18 protein-coding genes are annotated in these 22,365 nt (G+C 60.7%); 12 read left to right on the top strand and 6 right to left on the bottom strand.

The window, feature by feature from the left end:
- The first annotated feature begins 358 nt into the window (after positions 1–358).
- The 3 genes from ACZ5Y5_RS19680 (at position 359) to ACZ5Y5_RS19690 (ending at position 2,922) form a co-directional block, all read left to right on the top strand.
- On the top strand, positions 359–1,249 hold the full coding sequence (locus ACZ5Y5_RS19680) for a helix-turn-helix domain-containing protein (RefSeq protein ID WP_464811785.1): 891 nt from the start codon (positions 359–361) through the stop codon (positions 1,247–1,249).
- Positions 1,250–1,639: 390 nt separating this feature from the next.
- Positions 1,640–2,071: a nuclear transport factor 2 family protein gene (locus ACZ5Y5_RS19685; RefSeq protein WP_464811786.1), complete on the top strand. Its 432-nt coding sequence runs from the start codon at positions 1,640–1,642 to the stop codon at positions 2,069–2,071.
- Positions 2,068–2,922 (top strand): sugar phosphate isomerase/epimerase family protein, encoded by an 855-nt coding sequence (locus ACZ5Y5_RS19690; protein ID WP_464811787.1) that lies wholly within the window; start codon positions 2,068–2,070, stop codon positions 2,920–2,922. The genes ACZ5Y5_RS19685 and ACZ5Y5_RS19690 overlap by 4 nt, the downstream gene beginning before the upstream one ends.
- Positions 2,923–3,205: 283 nt before the next feature.
- On the opposite strand, the gene ACZ5Y5_RS19695 is transcribed toward ACZ5Y5_RS19690, so the two are convergent.
- The gene (locus ACZ5Y5_RS19695) at positions 3,206–3,994 is read right to left on the bottom strand and encodes an SDR family oxidoreductase (RefSeq protein ID WP_464811788.1); all 789 of its coding nucleotides are present in this window, start codon (positions 3,992–3,994) and stop codon (positions 3,206–3,208) included.
- Positions 3,995–4,252: 258 nt separating this feature from the next.
- Here ACZ5Y5_RS19695 and ACZ5Y5_RS19700 point away from each other — a divergent pair, with 258 nt between their 5' ends.
- Positions 4,253–4,885 carry a tyrosine-type recombinase/integrase gene (locus tag ACZ5Y5_RS19700; RefSeq protein ID WP_464811789.1) on the top strand — a complete coding sequence of 211 codons (633 nt, stop codon included), beginning with the start codon at positions 4,253–4,255 and terminating at the stop codon, positions 4,883–4,885.
- 97 nt (positions 4,886–4,982) lie between these two features.
- Here ACZ5Y5_RS19700 and ACZ5Y5_RS19705 read toward each other — a convergent pair whose 3' ends face one another.
- Both ACZ5Y5_RS19705 and ACZ5Y5_RS19710 read right to left on the bottom strand, forming a co-directional pair.
- Positions 4,983–6,578, bottom strand: a complete 1,596-nt coding sequence (locus tag ACZ5Y5_RS19705) for a GMC family oxidoreductase (RefSeq protein ID WP_464811790.1) — start codon at positions 6,576–6,578, stop codon at positions 4,983–4,985.
- A gap of 47 nt (positions 6,579–6,625) precedes the next feature.
- A complete protein-coding gene (locus tag ACZ5Y5_RS19710; protein WP_464811907.1) occupies positions 6,626–6,994 on the bottom strand; it encodes a RidA family protein in 369 nt (122 codons plus the stop codon).
- A 143-nt stretch (positions 6,995–7,137) separates the two neighbouring features.
- Here ACZ5Y5_RS19710 and ACZ5Y5_RS19715 point away from each other — a divergent pair, with 143 nt between their 5' ends.
- A complete protein-coding gene (locus ACZ5Y5_RS19715; RefSeq protein ID WP_464811791.1) occupies positions 7,138–9,474 on the top strand; it encodes a TonB-dependent receptor in 2,337 nt (778 codons plus the stop codon).
- 55 nt (positions 9,475–9,529) lie between these two features.
- On the opposite strand, the gene ACZ5Y5_RS19720 is transcribed toward ACZ5Y5_RS19715, so the two are convergent.
- Entirely contained in the window at positions 9,530–10,114 is a 585-nt protein-coding gene (locus tag ACZ5Y5_RS19720) for a TetR/AcrR family transcriptional regulator (protein ID WP_464811792.1), read from the bottom strand.
- A gap of 72 nt (positions 10,115–10,186) precedes the next feature.
- On the opposite strand from ACZ5Y5_RS19720, the gene ACZ5Y5_RS19725 reads away from it, so the two are divergent.
- Both ACZ5Y5_RS19725 and ACZ5Y5_RS19730 read left to right on the top strand, forming a co-directional pair.
- A complete protein-coding gene (locus ACZ5Y5_RS19725) occupies positions 10,187–11,428 on the top strand; it encodes an MFS transporter (RefSeq protein WP_464811793.1) in 1,242 nt (413 codons plus the stop codon).
- A complete protein-coding gene (locus tag ACZ5Y5_RS19730) occupies positions 11,421–12,737 on the top strand; it encodes an NAD(P)/FAD-dependent oxidoreductase (protein ID WP_464811794.1) in 1,317 nt (438 codons plus the stop codon). The genes ACZ5Y5_RS19725 and ACZ5Y5_RS19730 overlap by 8 nt, the downstream gene beginning before the upstream one ends.
- 335 nt (positions 12,738–13,072) lie before the next feature.
- Here the strand turns inward: ACZ5Y5_RS19730 and ACZ5Y5_RS19735 are convergent, their stop codons facing one another.
- Together ACZ5Y5_RS19735 and ACZ5Y5_RS19740 are read right to left on the bottom strand one after the other, a co-directional pair.
- The gene (locus ACZ5Y5_RS19735) at positions 13,073–14,014 is read right to left on the bottom strand and encodes a DUF4238 domain-containing protein (protein WP_464811795.1); all 942 of its coding nucleotides are present in this window, start codon (positions 14,012–14,014) and stop codon (positions 13,073–13,075) included.
- A complete protein-coding gene (locus tag ACZ5Y5_RS19740) occupies positions 14,011–15,027 on the bottom strand; it encodes a hypothetical protein (RefSeq protein WP_464811796.1) in 1,017 nt (338 codons plus the stop codon). The genes ACZ5Y5_RS19735 and ACZ5Y5_RS19740 overlap by 4 nt, the downstream gene beginning before the upstream one ends.
- 9 nt (positions 15,028–15,036) lie before the next feature.
- On the opposite strand from ACZ5Y5_RS19740, the gene ACZ5Y5_RS19745 reads away from it, so the two are divergent.
- The 5 genes from ACZ5Y5_RS19745 (at position 15,037) to ACZ5Y5_RS19765 (ending at position 21,927) form a co-directional block, all read left to right on the top strand.
- The gene (locus tag ACZ5Y5_RS19745) at positions 15,037–15,525 is read left to right on the top strand and encodes a hypothetical protein (RefSeq protein ID WP_464811797.1); all 489 of its coding nucleotides are present in this window, start codon (positions 15,037–15,039) and stop codon (positions 15,523–15,525) included.
- Between the two features lie 131 nt (positions 15,526–15,656).
- Positions 15,657–19,433, top strand: coding sequence for a hypothetical protein (locus ACZ5Y5_RS19750; RefSeq protein WP_464811798.1), 3,777 nt, complete (start codon positions 15,657–15,659; stop codon positions 19,431–19,433).
- 460 nt (positions 19,434–19,893) lie between these two features.
- Positions 19,894–20,724: a 23S rRNA (adenine(2030)-N(6))-methyltransferase RlmJ gene (locus ACZ5Y5_RS19755; RefSeq protein ID WP_464811799.1), complete on the top strand. Its 831-nt coding sequence runs from the start codon at positions 19,894–19,896 to the stop codon at positions 20,722–20,724.
- Between the two features lie 182 nt (positions 20,725–20,906).
- Positions 20,907–21,227 carry a hypothetical protein gene (locus ACZ5Y5_RS19760; protein ID WP_066532280.1) on the top strand — a complete coding sequence of 107 codons (321 nt, stop codon included), beginning with the start codon at positions 20,907–20,909 and terminating at the stop codon, positions 21,225–21,227.
- A 514-nt stretch (positions 21,228–21,741) separates the two neighbouring features.
- Entirely contained in the window at positions 21,742–21,927 is a 186-nt protein-coding gene (locus tag ACZ5Y5_RS19765; protein ID WP_464811800.1) for a hypothetical protein, read from the top strand.
- Positions 21,928–22,365: the final 438 nt, after the last annotated feature.

Genomic DNA, 22,365 nt, shown 5'->3' on the forward strand with positions numbered 1-22,365 from the left:
CTCATCATCTTGGAAGCTGTTCCAAGAAAACATAGATTAAGAACAATAAGAAGGAAAAGGAATCTGCGAAGTTCGCAATATGAGAATGGTATTTCATAACAATGTAACTTATGTTCATATGACATTTTAGCATTCTAGTTTTAAAAAAAGATTTTAAGTAAATTGATCGGCTTACCGCCTTTTTATGTTAGAGGTTTTTTATATACGGATTATGCCTCTTATGGAGAATTTCCCTTTCTTGACCGCGCGCAATTCGCGGGCGCGGCCGAGGGTGGACACCCCGCCGCAGTGATCTTAGCTTCTGTCTGGAGATATCTGGGGAGCATACAAGCGAGTGCTTACATCTCGTTCAAGCCACATGCGCTCGACGCACCTGAAAGAGTGGCGATCATCAGACGAAAGGTGGATCGCAACAGCCGAAGTCGAGGGTGTCGTCGTCCGCCTGTGCGAACCGTCGCAAGGAGAGTTTCCCTCTGGCGAGTTGTCCGGCCGCGAAAACAAGCATCAGGTAGGGTTCTGGACCTCGGACACATACCGCCCAAAAGGCATCTTTCGCTATGGCAATACTGGCAAATTCGCCCCGCTGCGCCGGGTTGCATATGTTCCTGCCGAAGTACGTTGGACCGCCTGCGTCATGGAATCGGTCAGAGTAAAGCCGTCACTTTTCTGCGATTTCGATAAAAGCTTTTTTCGGGAGATTGCGGGGATCGAGGCGGAGGATAGTCCACAACACCTCAAAGCGTGCCTATCGGTAACCAGCCCGGCCATGCAGCAAGCCCTATGGCTCATGCACGAGGAAGTGAAACATCCCGGGTTCGCGCATGCGATCACAGTCGATGCCTTGAGCCGCATGATCCTGGTGGAGGTGGGCCGCTACTTCCGACATTTTAATAACCCGCATTCCAGGCCGCACCCAGGAAAGTTGGCGCCTTGGCAAATTGACAGGCTGAGGTCGTTCATCGAGGAAGTTGAGGGGCGAGCTATTACCGTAAGCGAGATCGCCGATCTGTGCGGCGTAAGCGCATCGCACTTCCGGCGCATGTTCAGGGCGACAATCGGGATGCCGATCAGCTCCTACATCGAGAGCGTGCGGATAGAGCGGGCGAAATCCATGCTGTTGGATCGAAAGATCCCGCTCAAGCAAATCGCGTTTCGCCTGGGTTTCTCCAACCCGAGTACCTTCTCCACGGCGTTTCGCCGCGCAACTCATACAACGCCAATGACGTACCGCCAGATCGCATCTGATTGACCATCGAATAGCGGCCGATCAACCTTAAGTGCAGACAGCCAGGCGCGAGGACGGAACCGGCCCGAAAGCGCTTCTGAACAAGCGTCCACTCTATCTTTGCTCCATCTCGTGGTAATCGCCTACCGATCAGGTTGACGTTCAAAGTCACCCCCGGAGCTCTGCGTCCCGCCTCTGAGCCCGAGATGATCGCGAAACGCAAGAATGCGCGTTTGGCGCATCGAAGAGAGATCGTGGTCGCTAGTCTCTATACCTATGATGGCCCTCTCCCGAGGGGTGCCCTGGAGGAAGGATAACATGAGCTGCGAGCGGGATGCTGCGGCGCTCCTCTGGCTTAGGGGGGTGTCATGGCGCAACTCTGCAGCTTCTTTGGCGAATTTGGGAGTTTTCGCAATGATGGAAGCAGTGAAGAAGGACCAACTGGCGGCGCTTGCCGCCAAACGGTTCGAAGTCGTCGGGAGCGGTGATATTGATGCCACTATGTCCATTCTGGTCGACGAGCCGGTCTTTGAGCTATACCCGGTGGGACTTCAGCTCGCAGGCCAGGCGGATGTCCCGCGCTATTACGAACACCTCTTTCAAACGCCGAAGGTGAGAGCGGAACATCTTGGTACGCTCTTCGCCGACAATGCCATCGCATTCGAGCTCAAGCTCACTCACCAGCCACCGTCGGGCGATGCGGAGCCGTTCCGACTCCTTGCAATCATGGAGATGGTGGATGGCCGATTCACCGGCGAACGGCTCTACGGCGACGAGCGCCTGTTTCGTATCCTGTTCGGCGGGCCGATCTGGTCGCTGCTGAAGCCGGTCGACGGCTTATCATGATTAGGCTCGGCCCGCAGGATACGGTGTTATGCACCGCGACCATGGGCTTCCGGCCGCTGCGTGAGTTCCTTACGGCTGCCGGCAAAGCCGGCTTCTCGGCCGTCTCGTTGAGCGGAGGCGACTACAAGGCCGCGCGAGCAAGCGGCCTTAGTGACGTCGATATCCGCGCCCTGCTGGCCGACAATGGCCTCGTCGTGGCCGAACTCGACGGCGCGGTTGATTGGCTCCACCCGCTGCTGGAGGCACAAGGCGCAGGATTTGATCTCAGTATCCCCTTCTTTGGGCACAGCGAAGCGGAGTTCTTAAGCATCGCGGATGCGGTCGGCGCGCGGTCGCTCACAGCCGTCGACCCATTCCTGTCGATCGCACCTCTGCATCAAATGGTTGAGGCCTTCGCCGGGCTCTGCGACCGGGCCGCCGCACATGGGCTGCTAGTCCATCTCGAATTCCTATCCTGGGGTCCAGTGCCCGATCTCGCGACTGCTTGGGAGATCGTGCGGCTAGCCGGTCGGACGAACGGCGGGATCATGCTCGATACCCTGCATCTGGTGCGTAGCGGCAGCAGCGGCCTGCTCGATGCCATCCCGGGCGAAAAGATCTTCGCCACGCAGTTCTGCGATGGCCGCGCCACGCGAGCTGGCGACTGCTTCGAGGATGCTGCGAATCGCGAGCTGCCTGGCGATGGGGACTTCGACCTTGCGGCGATCCTTCGCTGCCTCGAACTGAAGGGCTGCATTGCTCCGATCGGCGTGGAGGTCATGAACGGCACTTTGGCGGCGCTGCCGGCGGATGAGGTAGCAGCACGCGCCCATGCTTCGCTCGTGCAGTTGCGCAGCGGAGCGATGACATAAAAGCCGTCTTACGGTTTGATGAGCAGTGGTCCGGCAACTGCAGCGTCTTTGGTGCGGTAAGTGCACAAGCACAGACGACCCCGGCCGACGCGTCAGCGAAAGCGCGGCCAGTGGAAGAGACGGATAGTTCACGTTGCTCGCCAGCAGTCATAATGGCCGATTGAAGAACTCGGCCGCTGCGAAGAGCCGACCGTCTGCACCTGAGCATCGGTGACCGGAAGCTGAGCGTCCAATAAGGGTCGATGGGCCCTCCTGAAGTATTGGTCATCACCCTTTTTGCGGCTCATTGCTCACCTCCGAAGGCGGCATAGACTTCTGCGATTGAGGGATTGCGCCGCAGCGTCTGACCGCCGCTGACATGGATCACCTGACCTGTGACGAAGCTTGATTCCTCGCTCGCGAGCCAGAGTGCTGCATTGGCGACGTCAGCTGACATGCCTGGCCGCTGAAGCGGGATCTCCCGCATGTAGAGCCGGCGCATCGCGGGAATGGCCATTCCCCCGCCGGACATGGGTGCGTCTGCCACGCCGCCTGCCGCAATGCTGTTGGCGCGGATACCGCTATCTCCAAACTCGTTGGCGATGGTGCGGATGACATGATCGATACCCGCCTTGGTGCCCATATAGGCGGCATGATCTTCAAACATGATCGTGGCCGTCACCGATGATATCTGGATGATAGATCCGCCGTGGGGCATGTTCCGCACCAGCGCTTGGAAAAACTGGAATGGACCAGTGAACTGAACCGCAGCCATGCGCTCCAGTTCTTCACGGTTGGTCTCCAGAAATGGCTTGAGCAGGCCCCACCCTGTGCTGTTCACGCCGATGTCGAGCCCTCCCATTCTGGTGGCGGCATCCTCCACCGCCTTGTTGAGGTCTCTCTCGTTGGTGATGTCGCAGGCGATCCACTTTGCGCCGATTTCTTCCGCGACCTGTTGAAGCGGTTCCGGCCTGCGACCCGCGATAACGACCTGTGCACCATGATCGACATAGGTGCGTGCAATAGCCGCCCCGACATTATGAGGGGCGACCCCAAGGATCATGGCTCGTTTGCCGCTCAGTCGCCTGTCCATCTTCTCTCTCCTCGCTGGTCGTCATAGGCCCGGATCACTGGATCACTGCGGAAACCGCTAGTGATTTCCAGACGTAGCATCTGATCTCCGCCAGAATTACGCGCCGCGTTCCACATAACATCATTGTCAGATGTGCAAGCGGCATCTAGCCGAGGGGCGGCAGTTGGGAAGCGGAAATTCGCGGCTACGCGGCCGAAACGGGTCGCCCCCACCCTGAAGCGTTCTCCTTGCGGCCATCAAGGCCCTAGGAGACGTGTCATGGGATTATCAGAGTTTGATCCCGCCGCTCGCGAGCGAGTATCGTGGAACGCAGGGCGCAAGGTTGGGGCGAAGCGAGCCCTGAAACCCCGCCAGATATGGGCGATCCGCTTCTTCCTTGATCAGCATCGCCGGGTGCGAGATCGGGCGCTCTTCGACCTGGCCATCGACAGCAAACTGCGCGGCTGCGACCTGGTGAAGATCAGGATCAGCGACATCGTTTGTGATCGGAAGATTCGGACGCGAGCCACGGTCGTTCAGCAAAAGACCGGTAGGCCAGTTCAGTTTGAATTGATGGACGATGCCCGCGCTAGCCTCCTCAAATGGCTTGAACTGAGAGGTGGTTCCCTGGAGGATTTTGCATTTCCCAGCCGCACTGATCACGCTGCCCACATAAGCACGAGACAATATGCTCGGCTCGTCGATGAGTGGGTCACAGGAATTGGCCTGCCCAGTGAAGATTATGGCACCCATTCTCTGCGGCGGACCAAGGCATCGATCATCTACAAGGCGACTGGAAATCTGCGCGCGGTTCAGATCCTGCTTGGGCATACGAAGATTGAAAGCACGGTCAGATACCTCGGTGTAGATGTGGAGGACGCACTGACATTGGCAGAGGGTACGGAAATCTAGAGCTGCTGGCTCCTCGCAGGTGCGGGGAGCCAGAAACTATACCGCTGCCGCTATGCGCCGATCTGACGATAGCGGCCCCTATAGGTGATGTCCTTTTTTAGCTGAGGATCATGTCCGCCGCTTTTTCCGCGATCATGATTATCGACGCATTGGGATCGCCAGTGGTGATCCGGGGCATGACGGAGCCGTCCACGACCCGCAAGCCATCGACGCCATGGACCCGCAGGCTGTCGTCCACGACCGAAAGTTCATCATGTCCCATTCGGCAGGTGCCGACCGCCTCGTAGTTGACGTTGCATGTGCTGCGGAAGAAGGCGTCGAGATCGGCGTCGCTGGCGCATTGGGTGCCCGGGCAATATTCCCGGCCTCGATAGGGAGCGTAGGCCGGCTGCGCGAAGATCTCGCGTGCAATCCGCACGCCCGCCCGAAGGGCCTCGCGATCCCGGGCTTCGGCCAGATAATTGGCGTTGATCATCGGTTGCTGCAACGGATCAGCGGATCGCAGCTTCAAGTCCCCCCGGCTTTCCGGACGGGTCAAGATGATCAGGTTGGTGAAGCCATGTTCGGAAAGGATTTCGCTCTTCTCTCCAAACAGCATCGGCAGGAAATAGAATTTGAGGTCGAGTTCCTCATGCCCCGGCGCGCCGGATCGCAGATAGCCGATGACGTCGGTGCCGCTGTTTGCAAGCGGCCCACCGCGTGTGAACATGTAGCGCATCGCCGCCGCCGCAATGCGGAACGGGCTTCGGGCGAATTTATAGTCCGACACCGGCGCAGGACTCGTGATCTGCACCTGCGTGCCTATATGGTCGTGAAGGTTGCGACCGACGCCTTTCAGGTCTGCGACCGTCCTGATGCCGACCGATCGGAGATGGTCGCCATCGCCTATGCCCGACAGCATCAGGAGTTGCGCGGACTGGAATGTCCCGGCGCTCGCCATGATTTCACGGTTAGCATAGCTTTTCCTAATGCGCCCCTGATGAAGATATTCGACGCCGATCGCGCGCTGCCCCTGAAGGATCACGCGCGTCGCGTGCGCCTTTGTCCGGATCGTCAGATTTGACCGCGCCTTCGCCGGATTGAGGTAGGTCACCGCGGTACTCATGCGGCGGCCGTTACGAATCGTGTGTTCCGAAGGACCGAACCCTTCCGGCGCTGCGCCATTATGGTCCTCGCTATAAGGATAGCCTGCTTCTTGGGCGGCGGCGAGCCACGCCTTCTGGCCGGGATTGCTGACGGTGGCGCGCGTGACGGGCAGGGGGCCTTCGGCTCCGTGAAACTGGTTCTCGCCATGGACGCTGCATTCCGCGCGTTTGAAATAGAGTAGCACGTCCGAATAGGACCAGCCTTCATTCCCCAGTCGAGCCCACAGATCGAAGATTTCAGGGCTGCCCCTGCTGTAGCACATGCCGTTGATTGAACTGCTGCCGCCCAGAACCTTGCCGCGCGCATCGGCCAGGATGCGGTTATCCAGATGCTCCTGCGGCTCTGTCTGATATTGCCAGCTCGCCATGCCATTTTGCAGCATCGGGAAGAATCCGGCCGGCATGTGGATCAGCGGGTTCCAGTCCCCGCCACCTGCTTCCAGCAACAGGACCTTGCAGTGCTCGACCGCAGATAGCCGGTTGGCCAGCACGCAGCCGGCCGATCCGGCGCCGATGATGATGAAGTCGTATTCGTCACCTGATTTCACGATTAAGACTCTCCAGTAGGTATTTTCTGTTGCTCAGCTTCGATCCTTCAGGCCGCGTCCACGGGCAGTCGGGCGATGGCCTTGATTTCAACAAGCGACCCCGGATAGCCGAGCGCGGCAACGCCAATCGCTGTCCAGCAGCTGTCGGCGCCGCTCATGAACGCGTCCTTGGCGGCCATGAACGCCTCCATGTGATCGGGATAGCCGACATGGAAGCTGGTTAGATCGACGATGTCATCCGCGCCGCATCCATGGCGGGCGAGCACGGCTTGAACCGCGGCAAAGGCCAGTTCGAACTGCCGCGAACTATCTGCCGGGACAGCGCCATCCGCCTCCAGACCGATCTGGCCTGAACAAAATAGCAGGCCACCCGCCTCCCGCGCTGCGCTGAACCCATAGTTTTCGCTGATTTCCATTTCTGACACGCGCCTCTCCTTCCCATTGAACAGGGAATGTCTTTAACGATACAAAATGTCTTGTTAAATGAAAAAGCATGTGTCACATCGCTCCCCGTTAAAGAGACGGGCTCGGCAAAGAGCCTCCGAAAGAGGGGATGTGCATGAAGGTGGGACTTTTTTGGCGGCATGCTTTGCTGGGCGGGATTGCATCGATAGCAGTTTCGGCATGTGCCGCTGCGGCGCAGGAGCAGGCGAGGGAAGCCGCGTCGACGGCCGATGGCGCGCGGCTGGAGGATATCGTCGTTACGGCCCGCCGGACGCGGGAAAATCTTCAGGACACGCCCGTCGCGGTCACCGCCATGTCAGGCGATATGCTTGACAAGCTGAACATCCGCGATGTGGTGGCGACGGCGCAATTCACTCCCAATCTAGGCATCAGCCAACAGCCCGCCTCGATCACCTCGGCATCCGTGTTCATTCGCGGCATCGGCAATGCATCGCCCAGCGCGGTGTCCGAACAGGGCGTCGGCATCTATCTTGACGGCGTTTACATCGCGCGGTCGGCGGGCGCGATATTCGATCTGGTCGATCTGGAGCGGATCGAAGTCCTGCGCGGGCCGCAGGGCACATTGTTCGGCCGCAACAGCGTCGGGGGCGCCATTCAGTTGGTCAGCCGCAAGCCTTCCAAGGATGCGGGCTTCGAAGCGAAGGCGGGCTATGGCACGTTCGCTGACTGGTATGCGCGCCTGCGGGTTGATACCGGCGAGATCGCCAATCTGCCTGTCAAAGCATCGGCCGCTTACATGCACCGGCAGCGCGACGGCTATTTCAACAATGTGCTGGCGCCATCCAGCAAGGACCCGGGCGCTCTCAATAGCGCGGCGGTCACCGTCGCTCTGGAGGGCGACTTTGGCGACCTGACCGTCAATTACGGCTTCGACTATAATGAGCGCGAAGGCGTCCCGGCCTTTTTCCAGGTGGTGAACGCCACGGATGATGTCCGCAATTATTTCGGCGTTTCAGCATCGATGGGCGGCTCACCGTTCCAGATCGGCGCGCAAGGGCTGCGCCGGGGCGAGCAGACGCCCGCACTGGACCTGAACGGCGACCCGACCTTCGGCGTCAAGGCGCGGGTTTACGGCCACGCGCTAACGCTCAATTATCAGTTGATCCCAGAACTCGCGATCAAATCGATCACCGCCTATCGCTCCTATCGCCAGGATGGCGCCAACGGCTTGTCAGGCAATGGCGATTTGCGCGGCTTCACGCTGAGCCCGATTTTGTTCGTCGATGGCAGCATCATTCCCGAGGGGGTTCAGCCGGTCACGCCCTATGACGGCTACACCACGCAGCGCCAGCATCAGTTTTCGCAGGAATTACAGTTGCTGGGCGAGTCCGGTCCGTTCAAATATGTCGGCGGCGCTTTCTATTTCAGCGAGAAATCGTCCGAGGCCAATTATCAGAAGCTAACCTTCGTCCTTCCGGGCGGGGATGCGGGCGTCAATCTTTTCCCCTTGCAGGCCTTTTCCGGCAAGGCGCGCTCCTATGCGCTGTTCGGCCAGCTAAGCTATACGCCAGAGGGCAGCGATCTGGAGCTGACCGGCGGGCTTCGATACACGCGCGATCGCAAATGGCTGACGCTGGAGGGCGATGTGCAGCCCAATCTGGAAGGCAAGGTGTCGTACCAGAACCTGTCCTGGCTTGTGTCCGCCAACTACAAGCTGCGCCCCGAGCTGATGGGCTATGTCCGTGTATCGAGCGGCTTCCGGTCGGGCGGCATCAATCCGTCCACATCGCAGATCAACGTCTTCGCCCCGGAAAATGTCATCGCCTATGAAGCAGGTGTGAAGGCCGAATGGTTCGACCGTCTCCTGCGCACCAACCTGTCCGCCTTCTACGTGGACTACAGCGACCTGCAGATCCCGCAATTTCTGGCGGGCAGCGGCGGCGCGACGTCAACGATCGCCAATGCCGGGAGCGTCGCCTATCGCGGAGTGGAGGCGGAAATCACCGCTATTCCGGTGAGGGGCCTGACGATCGATGGAGCAATCGGTTACACCTCACCCAAATATAAATCCTACCTCTACCGCGACCCGCTCACCAACGGCCTGATCAACGTCGCGCATGAAGCGAGACTGTCCCAGACGCCCAAACTGAACAGCCATGTCGGGGTACAATATGAATATGATCTTGGCATCGGCACATTTTCGCTGCGCGCGGACTATGCTTATCACAGCACCATCTATTGGTTCACGCTGGATCGGTTGAACCCCTTCAATCGTGACATCCGGTCACGTCCGGACCATGATCTGCGCGCCCGGATCGCTCTTGCCAATATCGCGGTGGGAGGCGGTAAGCTCGATCTTGGCTTCTGGGGCGATAACCTCACCAACCAGCGCAACATTGATTTCGGCATCGACTTCGGTAGCCTCGGTTATGGCAGCGCGTCGTTCAAGAAATCGCGCACCTTCGGCGTGGATGCCAAAGTCCGCTACTGAACAGAGGTTGGCGGGAAGGGAGCAGCTTCATGGCGTCCTTCCCGCAAACCCAATGTCATTCATGTTCCGCCGGGACTTCGCACCCCGCAATCAGCAGGCTTGTCAATTGACCCAGAAACTCGTCGGAGGGTTGATCCTTGGCGATCACGATCAGGCCCGCAATAGTTGTGAAGAGCGTCGCGATCACTACCCTCGTATCCACGTCAGGGCGGATCTCCCCGTCATGTTGCGCAACACGAAGCGGCGCGGCCATGTCGTAGGAGATGGTCTCCCATTGGCGCGCGGTTTCCTGATTGATGAAGCCGGGACCCAGGCTCGCCATCAGCCCGTTTATGGCGATTTCGTCAGGCTGGGACGAAAAATCCCGGAACGCTGTCGCTATGACGCGCAGATGTTCGCGCCAGTTGCGGTTCGGCATGACCTGGAACGCGGAATTGTGCATGGTCAGCGCCTCGGCGATGAGCGCCTCCCGGGTCGGCCAGCGGGCGTAGATGGTCGATCGCGCGATGCCCGACTGCTCCGCCACATCCAGCATGGAAAATTCGCCTGCACCCTTCTTGATCAACTCAAGGACGGTGGCGGCAACGGTCTGCCTGACCCTTTCGGTGCGCCCGCCGGGCCGAATGTTTCCACGCGTCATGCCTTTTCCATATCGATCCGAGGACGCCCGGTTCAAGCCTCTTTTCAGCCCTCTGACAAGGCCCCCTAGGATATGCCGTCCGCACATGACGCATCGCGCCTGCATGAACCATGGGGCCTGTTGGCGATCCTTTCGATAATCGGGTTCATGCTGATCGGCGGGATGCTGAGTTCGCTTAGCGTCTATACCTCCGCTATGCAGCCGCACTTCGGCTGGAGCGAGGCCGCGATGGGCGGCGGGCCGGTCATGCTGCTTATGGGCATGAGCGCTGGCAATCTGCTCGTCGGGCCGATGATGACGAGGCTGGGGGCAGGGGGGCCTCTTCGCTTCGGCACGGCCCTTGCGCTCGGCGGCTGGATTGTGGCCGGCCTTGTCCGGACATTGCCGGAATTCATGGCGGCGATGGGGTGCGCGGGACTTGGCGTCGGCGCCGCGACGATCGTGCCGGGCATCGCGCTGATATCGAATGGCTTCCACCAGCAGCGGGGATTGGCTATCGCGTTGTTCATAGGCTCGTGCGCGCTTGCCAGTTCCGTCATGCCCGCCGCCAACCAGTGGTTGATCGAGCAGCTGGGATGGCGTCAGGGATTCTGGACCTTCGGTGCATTGGCTGGCCCCATCTGCTTCGGCGCGCTTTGGGCGCTGCCCAGTGGGGCGGCGGCTCAGGGTTCCACCACGGTGGAAGAGGGCGAGGTGCCGGGCTTCGCCCGCGAACAAGCGTTGCGCCTGCCTGCCTTCTGGATATTGACGATCGTGCTGACCGTCAGCCAGCTCTGCCTGAACGCCATATTGTTCAATCTCATCGCCTATCTGCGCAAAAGTGGATGGGATGCGGCGGATGCCGTCACGCTGTTCAGCATTACGAATTTCATGAGCCTGCCCGGCCTGCTGATTGGCGGCCATCTTTCCGACCGGGTGAGTGCGCGCATCCTGCTGCCGCTGATCCTGATCCTTCAGGGAGCAGGGACCTTTGCGCTGTTGGGCGTGGGGAGCGGCGCTGTCATTCCGGCCATCGTTTTCATTCTTTGCTGGGGCGGCGTCGCTGGCTTGCCCGCCCAAACCGGTTCGATGCTGTTGGGCGAGATCACCGGCCATCGCGCCTACCCGGCCCTGCTGGGCATCGTCTTCACAATCAATGGCTTTGCTGGAGCTTTGGCTCCGGTGATCATGGGCTGGGTCTACCAGGCGGCGGGAGGTTACGCAGCGCCGCTCCTCATTTGCGCCTGCCTGTGCGTGTCGGCGGCGCTCGCCTCGCTGCTTTGCTCGAATGAGCGAAGGAAACTCACCGCAATTCCGGGACAAGAAAATGCCTGACAGCCATGCCTATGAACGGGGCGAGGTCGCCATATCGAACAGCGGCTGGACCAAGCCGGAGGGGTTGGCCCGGCGATGGCCGATGCTGGCCGAAGAGGTGTCGGCGGATGTTGTTGTAATCGGCGCGGGGCTTGCAGGCGCATCCCTCTCGCTACATCTGGCGGAGGCGGGGATCAGCGTGGCGGTCCTGGAAGCGCGGCAGCCGGGCTGGGGCGCGTCGGGCCGCAATGCGGGCCATGTTCTCCCGATCCTGCGCGACATGAAGGTGCTGGAGCGTTTCCCCGGCATGGGAGAGCGGTTCCTCGAACTCTTCCGCGAACATCATACCATTCCGTTCGATCTGTCAGCCAAATATGCGATTGACTGCGATGCGGTTCGCTCCGGCTACATCAACGGGATGAAGAGCCGCGGAGCGTTCAACGCCTTCATGCGGCAACATGCTTATCTCGAAGAGCGTGGCCTTCAACGCCTCGTGCCGGCTTCCGGCTCGGAAATGAAGGAGCGGCTTGGTTCGGATGCCTACCCCTTCGGCGTGATCTTCGAAAATGGGGGGCGGATAAACCCCTATCTGTTCACAAACGGCATGATCGCGTCGGGAGCGCGGCTTGGGGCAAAAGTCTACGGAGAGAGCGAGGCTCTGACGTTGGAACCCGCGGGTGCGCGTTGGCGCTTACGGACGCTGCACGGCAGCGTTCTGGCAGATCGGGTGCTTTTCTGCACCAATGCCTATCCCGCCGCGATCGAGCCGGCGTTCCGCAGCGCTTTCTATCCTCTGACGGCCTATGCCCTCACAACAAAGGCGCTGCCGCCCGAGGCGCTGGACCATGTCTTGCCGGGCGGCGGCACATTTGCGCAGGCCCCGATTGACCTACATCCAATGGTCCGGGACCGCCACAACCGCCTGATTCTCTCCTCCATACCGCGCGTTGGCAGGGCAAATGACGCTCAATGGCATTTCCGCTCGCAGTTGCGCTGGCTTCATCGCGTCTGGCCTGAGACGCGCGGTATGGCCATTGAGCTGGACGATTATTGGACCGGCCGCGTCGCGCTACGGGACAGGCAATTTCCGGGCGTTTTCGAGATGGGCAAGAACATCTTCGGGCTGATGTACTTCAATGCCTGGGGTAATGTGATGGCACCGCTGATGGGGAAGGTCATCGCGGAAGCGCTCACCCGTGACGACATGTCTTCCTTGCCCTTCCCGATGGAAAAGCCCGAAGCGGTGCCTTTCGGTCGCAAGTATGAGGTGATGATCCGCTATCTGCTGCTCCCTGCCGCGCGAATGGCCCAACGGCTTGGCATTATATAGTTCCTAACATTAGTTCGGGCCGAGCTCGCAAAGCACATAACGTGGAAAGCGGAAGGTCCGCACCCGGCGAGGTCAATTCTTCAACTGAGCGGCGGAAAAGGGTCGATGGTGGCGGCGACATCTGGGACTTTGCTGCCTATCATGTGCAGAACTCTTAATGTCAGCCTCCGCTGAAAGCTGACGTTGTGGACGTAGTCGTGTTGCGTTTGCGAGGCGCTGGCCATGACAGACGTGTCGTCGCCGATTGAGCCGCTTGACGCACTGGTCGAAGACTGGTGGGCGTGCGTCCGGCGCACTGGCATCCTCGGCGACGCGCCGCACTGACGGGAGACCGGTTAGCGAACGTAGCTGGTACCGGTGGCCGACATGCGCAGACTGGGATCCTGCAGGCTGAGCGGCTCGTAATGCCCGAGGCGCGATACCGTCTCCTTGTTCGCATAGTGGCGGGTGCGCGCATTGAGCATCCGCATCGCCTTATCGGGCACTTCCACATAATCGAGCCCCGGCGTGCCGTGCCGCAGCAACAGAGCGCGGTTCGGGGTCAGCGGGACCGTGATCTCGAGCTCCTTGTCGATGAAGCTCGGGCCCCAGAAGCGCGTCTCCCACGTCTGTTCCTTCTCGGCGTTCATCCAGACCACGGGACTGTCCGAGGTGATGAAGCCGGTGTCGCTTTCGATGCAAAGGATGCGAGCGTGCATCTGCATCATCAGCGGCGTCTCCGCGTTGACCGCGGCGGGCACCGTCGTCGGCATCGGATTCTGGACCAGCTCGCGAATGTCGTCGACGTGAATATAGCTCGGTGCGTTTGGGTCGGTGGTTCTGTCGCGCCACTCAATACGCCCATCCTCGGGCGCGCCGCGCTGGGCGATGTCGAGCAGCCGCTTCCACTGCATGCTATGATGATCGCGCATCTTGATCGTGCGCGCATGCAGCGCCGCGACGAACAGCATCAGCTTCAAGCGGGGAATCGTCGGCAGCGTTCGCCGCGGCACGATGAACTCGCGCACGACCCGCATGAAATTGTCCTCAAGCTGGCTCAGGCCATGCTCGAGCGTGAGATCGCGGAGTCCGCCGGCCATCTTAATCGTGTAGAGGTCGGTCTCGCGGAAGATCTTCGCCGGCGCCTTGCGTCGGTAGCCCGAGCCGTCCTTCGTCAGAAGATGGACATAAGGCTCCTGGTCCGTTGGCGTATCTGGATCGGTCCACGAAGCGAGATAGGACTTGGGGACGAAATGCTGCCGCTTGTGCGTCGCCTGCGCACGCTTTCCTGATTTCACGCGCCTGACTCCGGCGCACGTCCGTTCAGGCCGACACCCGCTCCGGGACGGTCCATATCTGTCTCGGGAACGGGCAGGACGGCCTCGCTGCCGATGGCATCTCGTTTTCCGAACCGCGCCGTATTGGCGACCAGGCTGCCAGCATCGCTGGATGGAACCCTTCCATCGGAAATGAACCGGCCGTCATTGTCGAATAGGAAGGACAGCTTGTTCTGGCGGAGCAGGTTGCAGCTTTCCTCGCGTGAGCGCCCTTCGACATTTCCGGTCGCGTGCTGGAGCAGGAAGTGCTTCACGAACCCCACCAGGTCATGATTCTTGTCGGCGAAGACAGGCCCCCCGACGGGGAGGCGCGCAACGATCTGCAAATCCGCGCCGTCCTCGTCGGACATCAGGGTGTGAAAGGTCGGGCGGTTGCCGAGATGCATGTTGGCTGCGGCCAGCTCAGCGGCAAGCTCGCGGGCTTGCAACGGGTTCAGCATGCCCGTGATGCCGTCCAGCACCGGCTCGATCGCACCGACACAGGCCTGGGCATCGTTAAAAACCGCGTAGAGCGCGACGTCGCCCGCCCGAAGGTAGAGCGTGAACCCGTCAGTAACTGAGGCTAGGTCGAACGGCTCGTCGCCAGCGTCGGGATCGACCTGGATCATCAGTACCGATCCCAGCACATAATCGCCGATCTCGGCGCCGCTATAATGGGCGCGTACCATGCAGTGGATGTGGTGGAACGTCGCCCAGTCATAGGTCTCGGAGATCCGCGCATCGCCTTCGCGGCGGTCGAGATGCTTGTAGAGCCGCCGGTCCTTGAGGTGCATCTTGAGGAAGATCAGCGCCATCCAGTGGAACAAGCGCTCGGGACCTTCGCGCTCGACCAGCGCTTGGATGCTTGCGAACCCGTGCGCGAACGCCTCGCTTATCGGCGTCTCGAAATGTTTGCTCAGCCTCGTGTTGCAGTCGATGCAGCAGGGGATCCGATAGGTGCCGTAGCTGTGCAGCACGCGATTGGGCAGCGTCACCGATTTCCCATGCAGGCCAAACTGGTGGAGCAGCCAGTTTGGCAGCACATGCTCGCGGTTGAATGCGATCTCGCGCTCGGTGCGGTCGCAGATGAAGCAATGGTCGCCCTCGCCGACATGCGCGACAAAGCGATCGGCGCTGCAGTAAAGCAAGCGCCCCTCGTGGTTATGAACGGAACCGTCGGTGGCAATCGGCATGGCATTTGTGTAGTCGATCGCCACGTCTGTAGCCACGCGATTGATTATCTGGACTTGGCCATGGCACCCCGCATCGATGGGGCGCTTCCAGAACTCGTGGCCTTCATCAAGCCGGATACCTGGGCGTGGAAGAAGGCGCTTCGCATCGTGGTTGGTGCCGAAGGGGCGTTCGCGGTCGAGAACGTCGATCTAACGCTCAAAACCGGAGGGTGGGGTGCCTATGCCCGCGACGGGTGTGGCAGACCCGCTCGTGGTGCATATCGCCATCTGTCGAAAGTCACGACTCTTCATCGCCTTTAGCCCATGCCGGGCACGCGCGCGACAACGTTGATTGCCTGCCCCGGACCACCGACTAGAAAGTCGGGATGGCACGGCTTGACCGCTCTTTGTTCTCCCGCATGCTCTCCTATATTCGATGAAAGGGGGGAACGATGTTCGAAATTACTGGCGCACAAGTCGCCGACCTCAATGACGCCGATCTGCGGACACTCGTCGCACGTCTCGCTTTGGCAGAATTGCGGGCGCAGGGTTGCCCCAGTTCGTCGGTGACCGCTGGCGGTAATCAGGATGCGGCCGATGGCGGGCTTGATGTCAGGGTCGAATGCCCATCCGGCCTGACGAGGCCGGATTTCGTGCCGCGCCAGCACACCGGATTTCAGGTCAAGAAGCCCGACATGCCAGCGAGCGCGATCCGCGACGAGATGCGTCCTGGCGGAGTGCTACGGCCGGTCATCGCCGAACTCGCGGCTCGCTCGGGCGCCTACATCATCGTCAGCGCGCAAGGATCGGTCGCCGACAAGCCGCTGAGCGACCGCCGCGATGCGATCCGGGCGCAGCTCGAAGATCTGCCCGAGGCCGGGCAGTTGCATAGCGACTTCTACGACCGCGACCGGCTGGCGACCTGGGTCAATCACTATCCCGGAATTGCGGCCTGGGTCCGCACGCGGCTCGGCATCGGCATGTCGGGCTGGAGCAGCATCGGCGACTGGTGCGGTGTCGGCGTGAGCGAGGAGACGCCCTATCTCTTCAACGACAAGGCTTGCCTGACCGATGAGCAAACGAGCGACCGCGAGCAGCTTACGATCGGCGAGGGTATCGCCCGGCTTCGCGCCTCCCTGAACAAGGCTCGTCAGTGTATCCGGTTGATCGGCTTGTCCGGCCTCGGAAAGACTCGTCTCGTGCAGGCGCTGTTCGAAGATGGTGTCGGCGAGGCGCCGCTCGATCCGGGACTTGCCGTCTATACCGACTATTCGGCGCAGACTGATCCGACCGCACGGGACATGGCGCGCCAGCTGGTGATCGCGCGGCAACGCGCGATCCTGATCGTCGACAACTGCAATCCGGCGACGCATAGTGAACTTTCCCGCATCTGCTCGGAAACAGGTAGCCAGGTCAGCCTTCTCACGGTCGAGTATGATGTGCGGGACGACGAGCCCGAGCGCACTGAGGTTTTTCGCCTGCAATCAGCATCGCCTGAAATGGTGGAGCTGTGGCTGAAAAAGACCTTCCCCGATGTGACGCAGGTGGACCGGCGCACGATATCCGAGTTCAGCGACGGCAATTTCCGCGTGGCGCGCGCCCTCGCCGAAACCCTCGGGAAAGGCGAGACGCTGGGAAAACTCAAGAGCCGTGACCTCTTCGAGCGGATTTTTCACCAGCGCAACGAGCCCGACCGGGATCTTCTTTCCGCCGCCGAAGACCTTGCACTGCTCTATTCGATCGATGGCGAAGACACGTCGGATAGCGGCGAAATTGCGCGGGTTGCTGCTATTCGCGGCGTTTCCGTCGCGACGATATATGCGGCGCTGAACACGCTTCGTCAGCGCGGGATCGCGCAGCTGCGCGGACGATGGCGCGCGATCCTGCCGCACGCGATCGCCAACCCGCTCGCAGGGTTCGCCCTCGAACGCATGCCCCCGGCCGATTTCGATCGCTTCTGCGCATCGCTCACGGCGCGGATGCAGAAGTCCCTTTCGCGCCGCCTCGGCTATCTGCACGACAGCGCCGAAGCACGGACCGCGGTCGAGCGCTGGCTCGGTGCCGACGGTCTTCTTGGCGATCTCGCGGCGTTAGGCGAAGACGGCCTCCAGATCATCACGAATATCGCTCCGGTCGCGCCCGATGCCGTGCTCGCAAGGATCGAGCGAGACGTGGCCGGGCCGCGCGGCGCAGCGATATTCGATCCGCAGTCGAGCGACCGATGGCAATGGATACGGTTGATCAAGCTCCTCGCTTACGATCCACCGCTATTCGACCGCGCGGCGACATTGCTTGCCCGGTTCCTTTCCGCCGAACCGCCCAACCACAATAACAACTCGGCATCCGACATGTTCGCCGAGCTGTTTCACCTGCACCTGTCCGGCACCAAAGCATTGCCGGACCAGCGGCGATCGCTTGTGCGCCGGTTCGCGCAATCCGGTGATCCGGCTTTGGTGCGCTGCGCCGGCGTCGCTCTCGACGCGCTGCTGAAGGCGCACCATTTCAGTTCATCCAGCGACTTCGACTTCGGCGCCCGGTCACGCGACTATGGCTGGCGCCCGCCGACCTATGGCGGCATCTGGGCCTGGTACAACGGCGCGGTCGACCTGGGGATCGAGCTTTCGCCAATCATCGAAAACGCCCGGGATCACCTTGCCCACAGCGTAAGGGAGCTGTGGCACTTCGGCGCCTGCCACGACGCGCTTGAACGAGCAGCGGCCCACTTCTCGACCGAGCGGCCCTGGATAGAAGGGTGGATCGGCTTCCGGACAGCACTGCGCTTCGAGGGGGACGCGATGCCGGGTGAGGTTCGCGCCCGTCTCACCGCGATCATCGACCGCCTGAAACCCACCGATCTTCTCCATCAGGCCCGTGCGGTCATATTGGGGCGCAGCAGTTTCGGTTGGGATGTCGCTGACGGTGATGCCGAGGATGGCGATGTCATGAAGCCGTATGAGCGCGCCTCCCAGCTAGCGAAGGAGATCGGAGCCGCGCTCGCCCACGACCCGGAGACGCGCGCTGCCTTCATCGCCGAACTGTTCGTCGAACAACATCCGCAGCGCGCCTACGAGTGCGGCATCGGCCTGTCGGATGGCACCGCCGATCTTGATGCGATGTGGCGGGAACTGCTGGGCCTCTTTTCTGCCGCCGATGTGGACTGCCGGAATGCGACGGTGCTGGGCGGGTTCATCCATGGCGCGCACGCGAGGGATTCGGCCTTCGCCGACGCCGCGCTGGAGGATGTGATCGAGAATCCCGCTCTCGCCACGAGCCTGCCCTATTTTCAGGCGCGTGTTGCTATCGATACCCAGGGCATTGCGCGGCTTCGGCGTGCCATTGAACGTGGCGTCCTGTCAGCGCGGACTTTTTACAGCATCGCCAATGGCAGCGTCGGGGAGTCTCCACCCGACGCACTTGGCCCGCTGCTCACCGACATCGCCAATCTCGCCGACGGCGTGGAGATCGCGCTCGATATCCTTCACATGCACTTCTACCGCGATCGGGAGGAGGGCCGACAACGCGCGCCATCCTTGATTGCCGTCGGCCGTGAACTGCTGCTGCGCGCCGACTTAGGGAAGAAGCAGTCGCTGCGCGATTTCGGGCTCCATACCGTCATTCGGGTCTGCTGCGCCGGACCCGATGGCGCGGCGACGCTGCGCGAGATCTGCGCGCGGGTTCGGACCGGGCTGGAGACCGTCTATCTCTCGTCCTACGACCTTGGTTATGTCCTGAAGGCGCTCTTCGAGACGCATCCCCTCATCGCTCTCGACGAATTCCTGCTTCCTGAGCTCCGGCCGAGGAATCGGGGACTGTTTGAGGGGGACTTTGGCTCTGGCACGCCGGTGGAAGATGTCGGCACCGAGACCCTTGTTCAGTGGGCGAATATCGATCCGGATCGGCGCTATCCGCTGCTTGGCAAAAGCATCCCCATGTTCAAGCGGCAGCAGGACGAAGAGGAGAATGGTGTCTCCACGCTTTTCTTGGAAATATTGGGCCACGCGCCAGACAAGCGGGCGTTTCTCGGTGATACCTGGTCGCGGCTGCATCCGCGCAGCTGGAGCGGCTCGCTCGCCGATATCCTGGTTCGGCGTCGCGCAGCTATCACAACGCTGGGTGACAATGTTGGAGGCGAGGTTCGGCAATGGGTCACCGACATGCTGCCCGAACTCGAACGCTGGATCGAACATGAGAGCAAGCGCGATCGAGAAGGCGAGCAGAGTTTCGAATAGCTGCTGACCCGTGCATCCCCAACGGGGCTCTGACGCCGATCGCGGCTCTCGCGGTGTCTCAGGCCAAGCCCGCCGCGTTTTGCATTCTTGCTTGACGCCTTCGCGCTGGGCGAATGGCGGGCTTCGGCGGGAACAGCCGTTCAAAGCGCGATAGCAGAACGACTTAAGCTGGTCGGGAGCCGACGTCGCGCGAGCGGCAGCTTTCCCAGCCCGTCGTCTGGGCAGCTGACTTCGCCTGTCGGCCAGTCATGGGCATCCAGGGCGGGAAAGCGGACGAGCGGCAGATGGGAACGGAAAATCGGCGGCTGTACGGCAAAGAAGGGTCGTTCGCGTCCGGTGACGATCACTACGCGGGCTTGGGCCTTCCGCTAAAGCGCTTCGGAGGTTTCTGCCCGTAACTTCGCTTTGCAGAAGGTCCGGCTGCTCGTCTAAAGGCAGGCCGTCAGGATCATGAATCACAATGAATTATCGCCATTCCTTCCATGCCGGCAATAGCGCCGATGTCGTCAAGCACAGCCTCCTAATCGCCTTGGTGCGGGCCTTGCAGCATAAGCCGGGCGCGCTGACCCTGATCGACACTCATGCCGGCTGCGGGCTGTACGACCTTGGCGGCGACGAAGCCCAACGCACCGGCGAGGCCACGCAGGGCGTGCTGCGGGCCTTTGCCGACCCGGACCCCTTGTTGGACGACTACCGCGCCGCTGTGCAGGCGGTGAACGTGGGTAGCGAACCGTGCCTCTACCCCGGCTCGCCGCAGTTTCTGGCGCAGCTTTTGCGCCCGCAGGATTTCCTGATCCTCAACGAAAAGCACCCGGAAGACGCTCACACACTGCGCGGCGTGATGCGGGGCAGCAGCGCGGCCGTGCATGAACGCGACGCCTACGAATTTTGGCTGGCTATGGTGCCGCCCCGCACCGCGCGCGGCGTGGTGGTGGTCGACCCGCCTTACGAGCAGCCGGACGAACGCGCGCGCATCACCGCCACCCTCGCCGCCGCTCACCGCAAATGGGCGCATGGTGTGACGGTAATCTGGTTTCCGCTGAAAGACCGCGCCACGCATTGGCAGTGGAAGCAGCAGTTACGCAAGCTCGGCGTCCCAAAATTGCTGCGGGTGGAGCATTGGCTATATGATAGCGAGCAACCCGGCATCTACAACGGCGCGGGCCTCTATATCGTCAATCCGCCCTACGCTTTCACGCAGACACTGCCGCCACTGTTGGAAGCTTTGCGCGCGGCGTTAGCGCCCGAAGGGCACAAGGGCGAGATTATATCCGGTTGGTTAGGCGATTAAGATAAACCTCATCCCACCATTCACCCAGAGGAATTGCCGCGCTGCAGACGATTGTGCTTATACGCCCGTTGGTGATGGATTCGACCATATGATCCTGTTCGCTCAGAATGGCGACTGAGGGCGTCGAGAAAACCTGCCATACCACGGATGGAGTACCGCTGCTGACATGCTAAGGGTATGACATGTTTAAAGCACCCGGCCGCAGCGGCACTGTAGAGATCGACGGTTCCAAATATGATTGGGAACTCCTGAGCGAGCCTCAATTGTCCTCTTCCGATGGCTGGAAGGGAATGACTGTCTCCCTACGTCAGAGAGACATGCCGCGCGAAGCCGTGCTGGAATTTCCGGCACCCAAGCGCCTGATGAAAGGATTGCCGAAAGGGCGTTTGCACATAAACGATGCGATTGCTTCGCGAGGGGTGCGGGCAGCATTATCGGCAGGATGGGATCCGGCGTCCCGAGGCAAACCCACGGTTTTCGTGGTTGATGCCAATGGTGACTAAGGGGACGTAAATCGTGCACCCGCTCATGCACCTGGGCAGCGGTCAGTCCGCAGCTGAAAGACGGAATTTCGGCGTCGAACGTCTTCAAAGGGACCGAGAGCCGTCAGAATACGGGACGTTCCGCAGCTGGGGAGCGAAAATCAGCGGCTGAGTGTCTTGGAAGGACCCTGACGGATCGGGAACGGGATGGCTTCTGGACGACCGTTAAAAAGCTGGAGCGAGCTACCCCGCCGCTGAAGATGCAGAAGCGAAAAGCGGCGCGGTTACTGGAGCCGAAGCTTTAAGCGCGCGTGCGGCGTCTACGATGGATTTGCTATAGCGTCATAAATCATCGCGGCGGCCCCCTAGTCCGAATGAACCATGGGTTTTCGTGCTTATCGAGCGTATAATGATCGGCAGGCACAAAGCCTGGGAAGCCCCGCTCGATTCCCCGCTGCGGGGCTTCTTCTGTAGCTGCGGTGCGCGACTCCAGAGAGGCAGTTGCTCAACCGCGATGACCCCATGCGGTGCTGCCATGATCGACGAAAAGACACGCGAAGAGCTGAATGCTTGCTTGCCCACCTTTAGCGTTTCGGAGGATGAGGCGGACAATTTCTATGCCTGTCCCAGCTGCGGTCAGCTGGTAGACATGCGGCGGCTGGGCGACGTCCTGCATCATGAAAAGGAAGGCCACAAGCCGCTGCCGGTTAATGACCCTTGAGCTCGGAAGGTAGGACCTGCCTCGATGGCTACCTTCCGACAAGTGACAAATCGTGGGCAGCCAGGGGCGGAACTGCAAACGATCTGAATGGTTTAAGGAAAAAGCCCCGCCTCACTGAAAGGAAGGCAGGGCTAAGTTGGGTCGCAATGCAGGTAACCTGCAAAGGCATAAGCGCCATCCTGGCTGATGGTTGCGACATAGCTCTCTTGCGCTGTCTAGCGGCGATGAAGTATTATAACGGAAGTTCCATAGCAAAAAGCCCCGCCTTCACTATGATGGCGGGGCAAGTTTGGGTCGCAATGCAGGCGTAACCTGCACCAAGAATCAAAGCAGAAGACGAAACGATTCGCCTTAAACTGCGATAGTTAGCAAAATTCTGTGCTGTTCCTGCAGGTGAAGGGGCAGCCGAGAGGAGGATGAACAACATCATCCTGCGAA

It is taken from the genome of Sphingobium sp. TomTYG65, from assembly GCF_055395525.1.

Coding starts and splice junctions, on each gene's coding strand:
- ACZ5Y5_RS19725 (WP_464811793.1), top strand. CDS start 10,187: ATGCCGTCCGCACATGACGCATCGCGCCTGCATGAACCATGGGGCCTG.
- ACZ5Y5_RS19685 (WP_464811786.1), top strand. CDS start 1,640: ATGATGGAAGCAGTGAAGAAGGACCAACTGGCGGCGCTTGCCGCCAAA.
- ACZ5Y5_RS19745 (WP_464811797.1), top strand. CDS start 15,037: ATGCAGGCCAAACTGGTGGAGCAGCCAGTTTGGCAGCACATGCTCGCG.
- ACZ5Y5_RS19715 (WP_464811791.1), top strand. CDS start 7,138: ATGAAGGTGGGACTTTTTTGGCGGCATGCTTTGCTGGGCGGGATTGCA.
- ACZ5Y5_RS19760 (WP_066532280.1), top strand. CDS start 20,907: ATGTTTAAAGCACCCGGCCGCAGCGGCACTGTAGAGATCGACGGTTCC.
- ACZ5Y5_RS19700 (WP_464811789.1), top strand. CDS start 4,253: ATGGGATTATCAGAGTTTGATCCCGCCGCTCGCGAGCGAGTATCGTGG.
- ACZ5Y5_RS19765 (WP_464811800.1), top strand. CDS start 21,742: ATGATCGACGAAAAGACACGCGAAGAGCTGAATGCTTGCTTGCCCACC.
- ACZ5Y5_RS19755 (WP_464811799.1), top strand. CDS start 19,894: ATGAATTATCGCCATTCCTTCCATGCCGGCAATAGCGCCGATGTCGTC.
- ACZ5Y5_RS19750 (WP_464811798.1), top strand. CDS start 15,657: ATGTTCGAAATTACTGGCGCACAAGTCGCCGACCTCAATGACGCCGAT.
- ACZ5Y5_RS19690 (WP_464811787.1), top strand. CDS start 2,068: ATGATTAGGCTCGGCCCGCAGGATACGGTGTTATGCACCGCGACCATG.
- ACZ5Y5_RS19695 (WP_464811788.1), bottom strand. CDS start 3,994: ATGGACAGGCGACTGAGCGGCAAACGAGCCATGATCCTTGGGGTCGCC.
- ACZ5Y5_RS19720 (WP_464811792.1), bottom strand. CDS start 10,114: ATGACGCGTGGAAACATTCGGCCCGGCGGGCGCACCGAAAGGGTCAGG.
- ACZ5Y5_RS19730 (WP_464811794.1), top strand. CDS start 11,421: ATGCCTGACAGCCATGCCTATGAACGGGGCGAGGTCGCCATATCGAAC.
- ACZ5Y5_RS19710 (WP_464811907.1), bottom strand. CDS start 6,994: ATGGAAATCAGCGAAAACTATGGGTTCAGCGCAGCGCGGGAGGCGGGT.
- ACZ5Y5_RS19680 (WP_464811785.1), top strand. CDS start 359: ATGCGCTCGACGCACCTGAAAGAGTGGCGATCATCAGACGAAAGGTGG.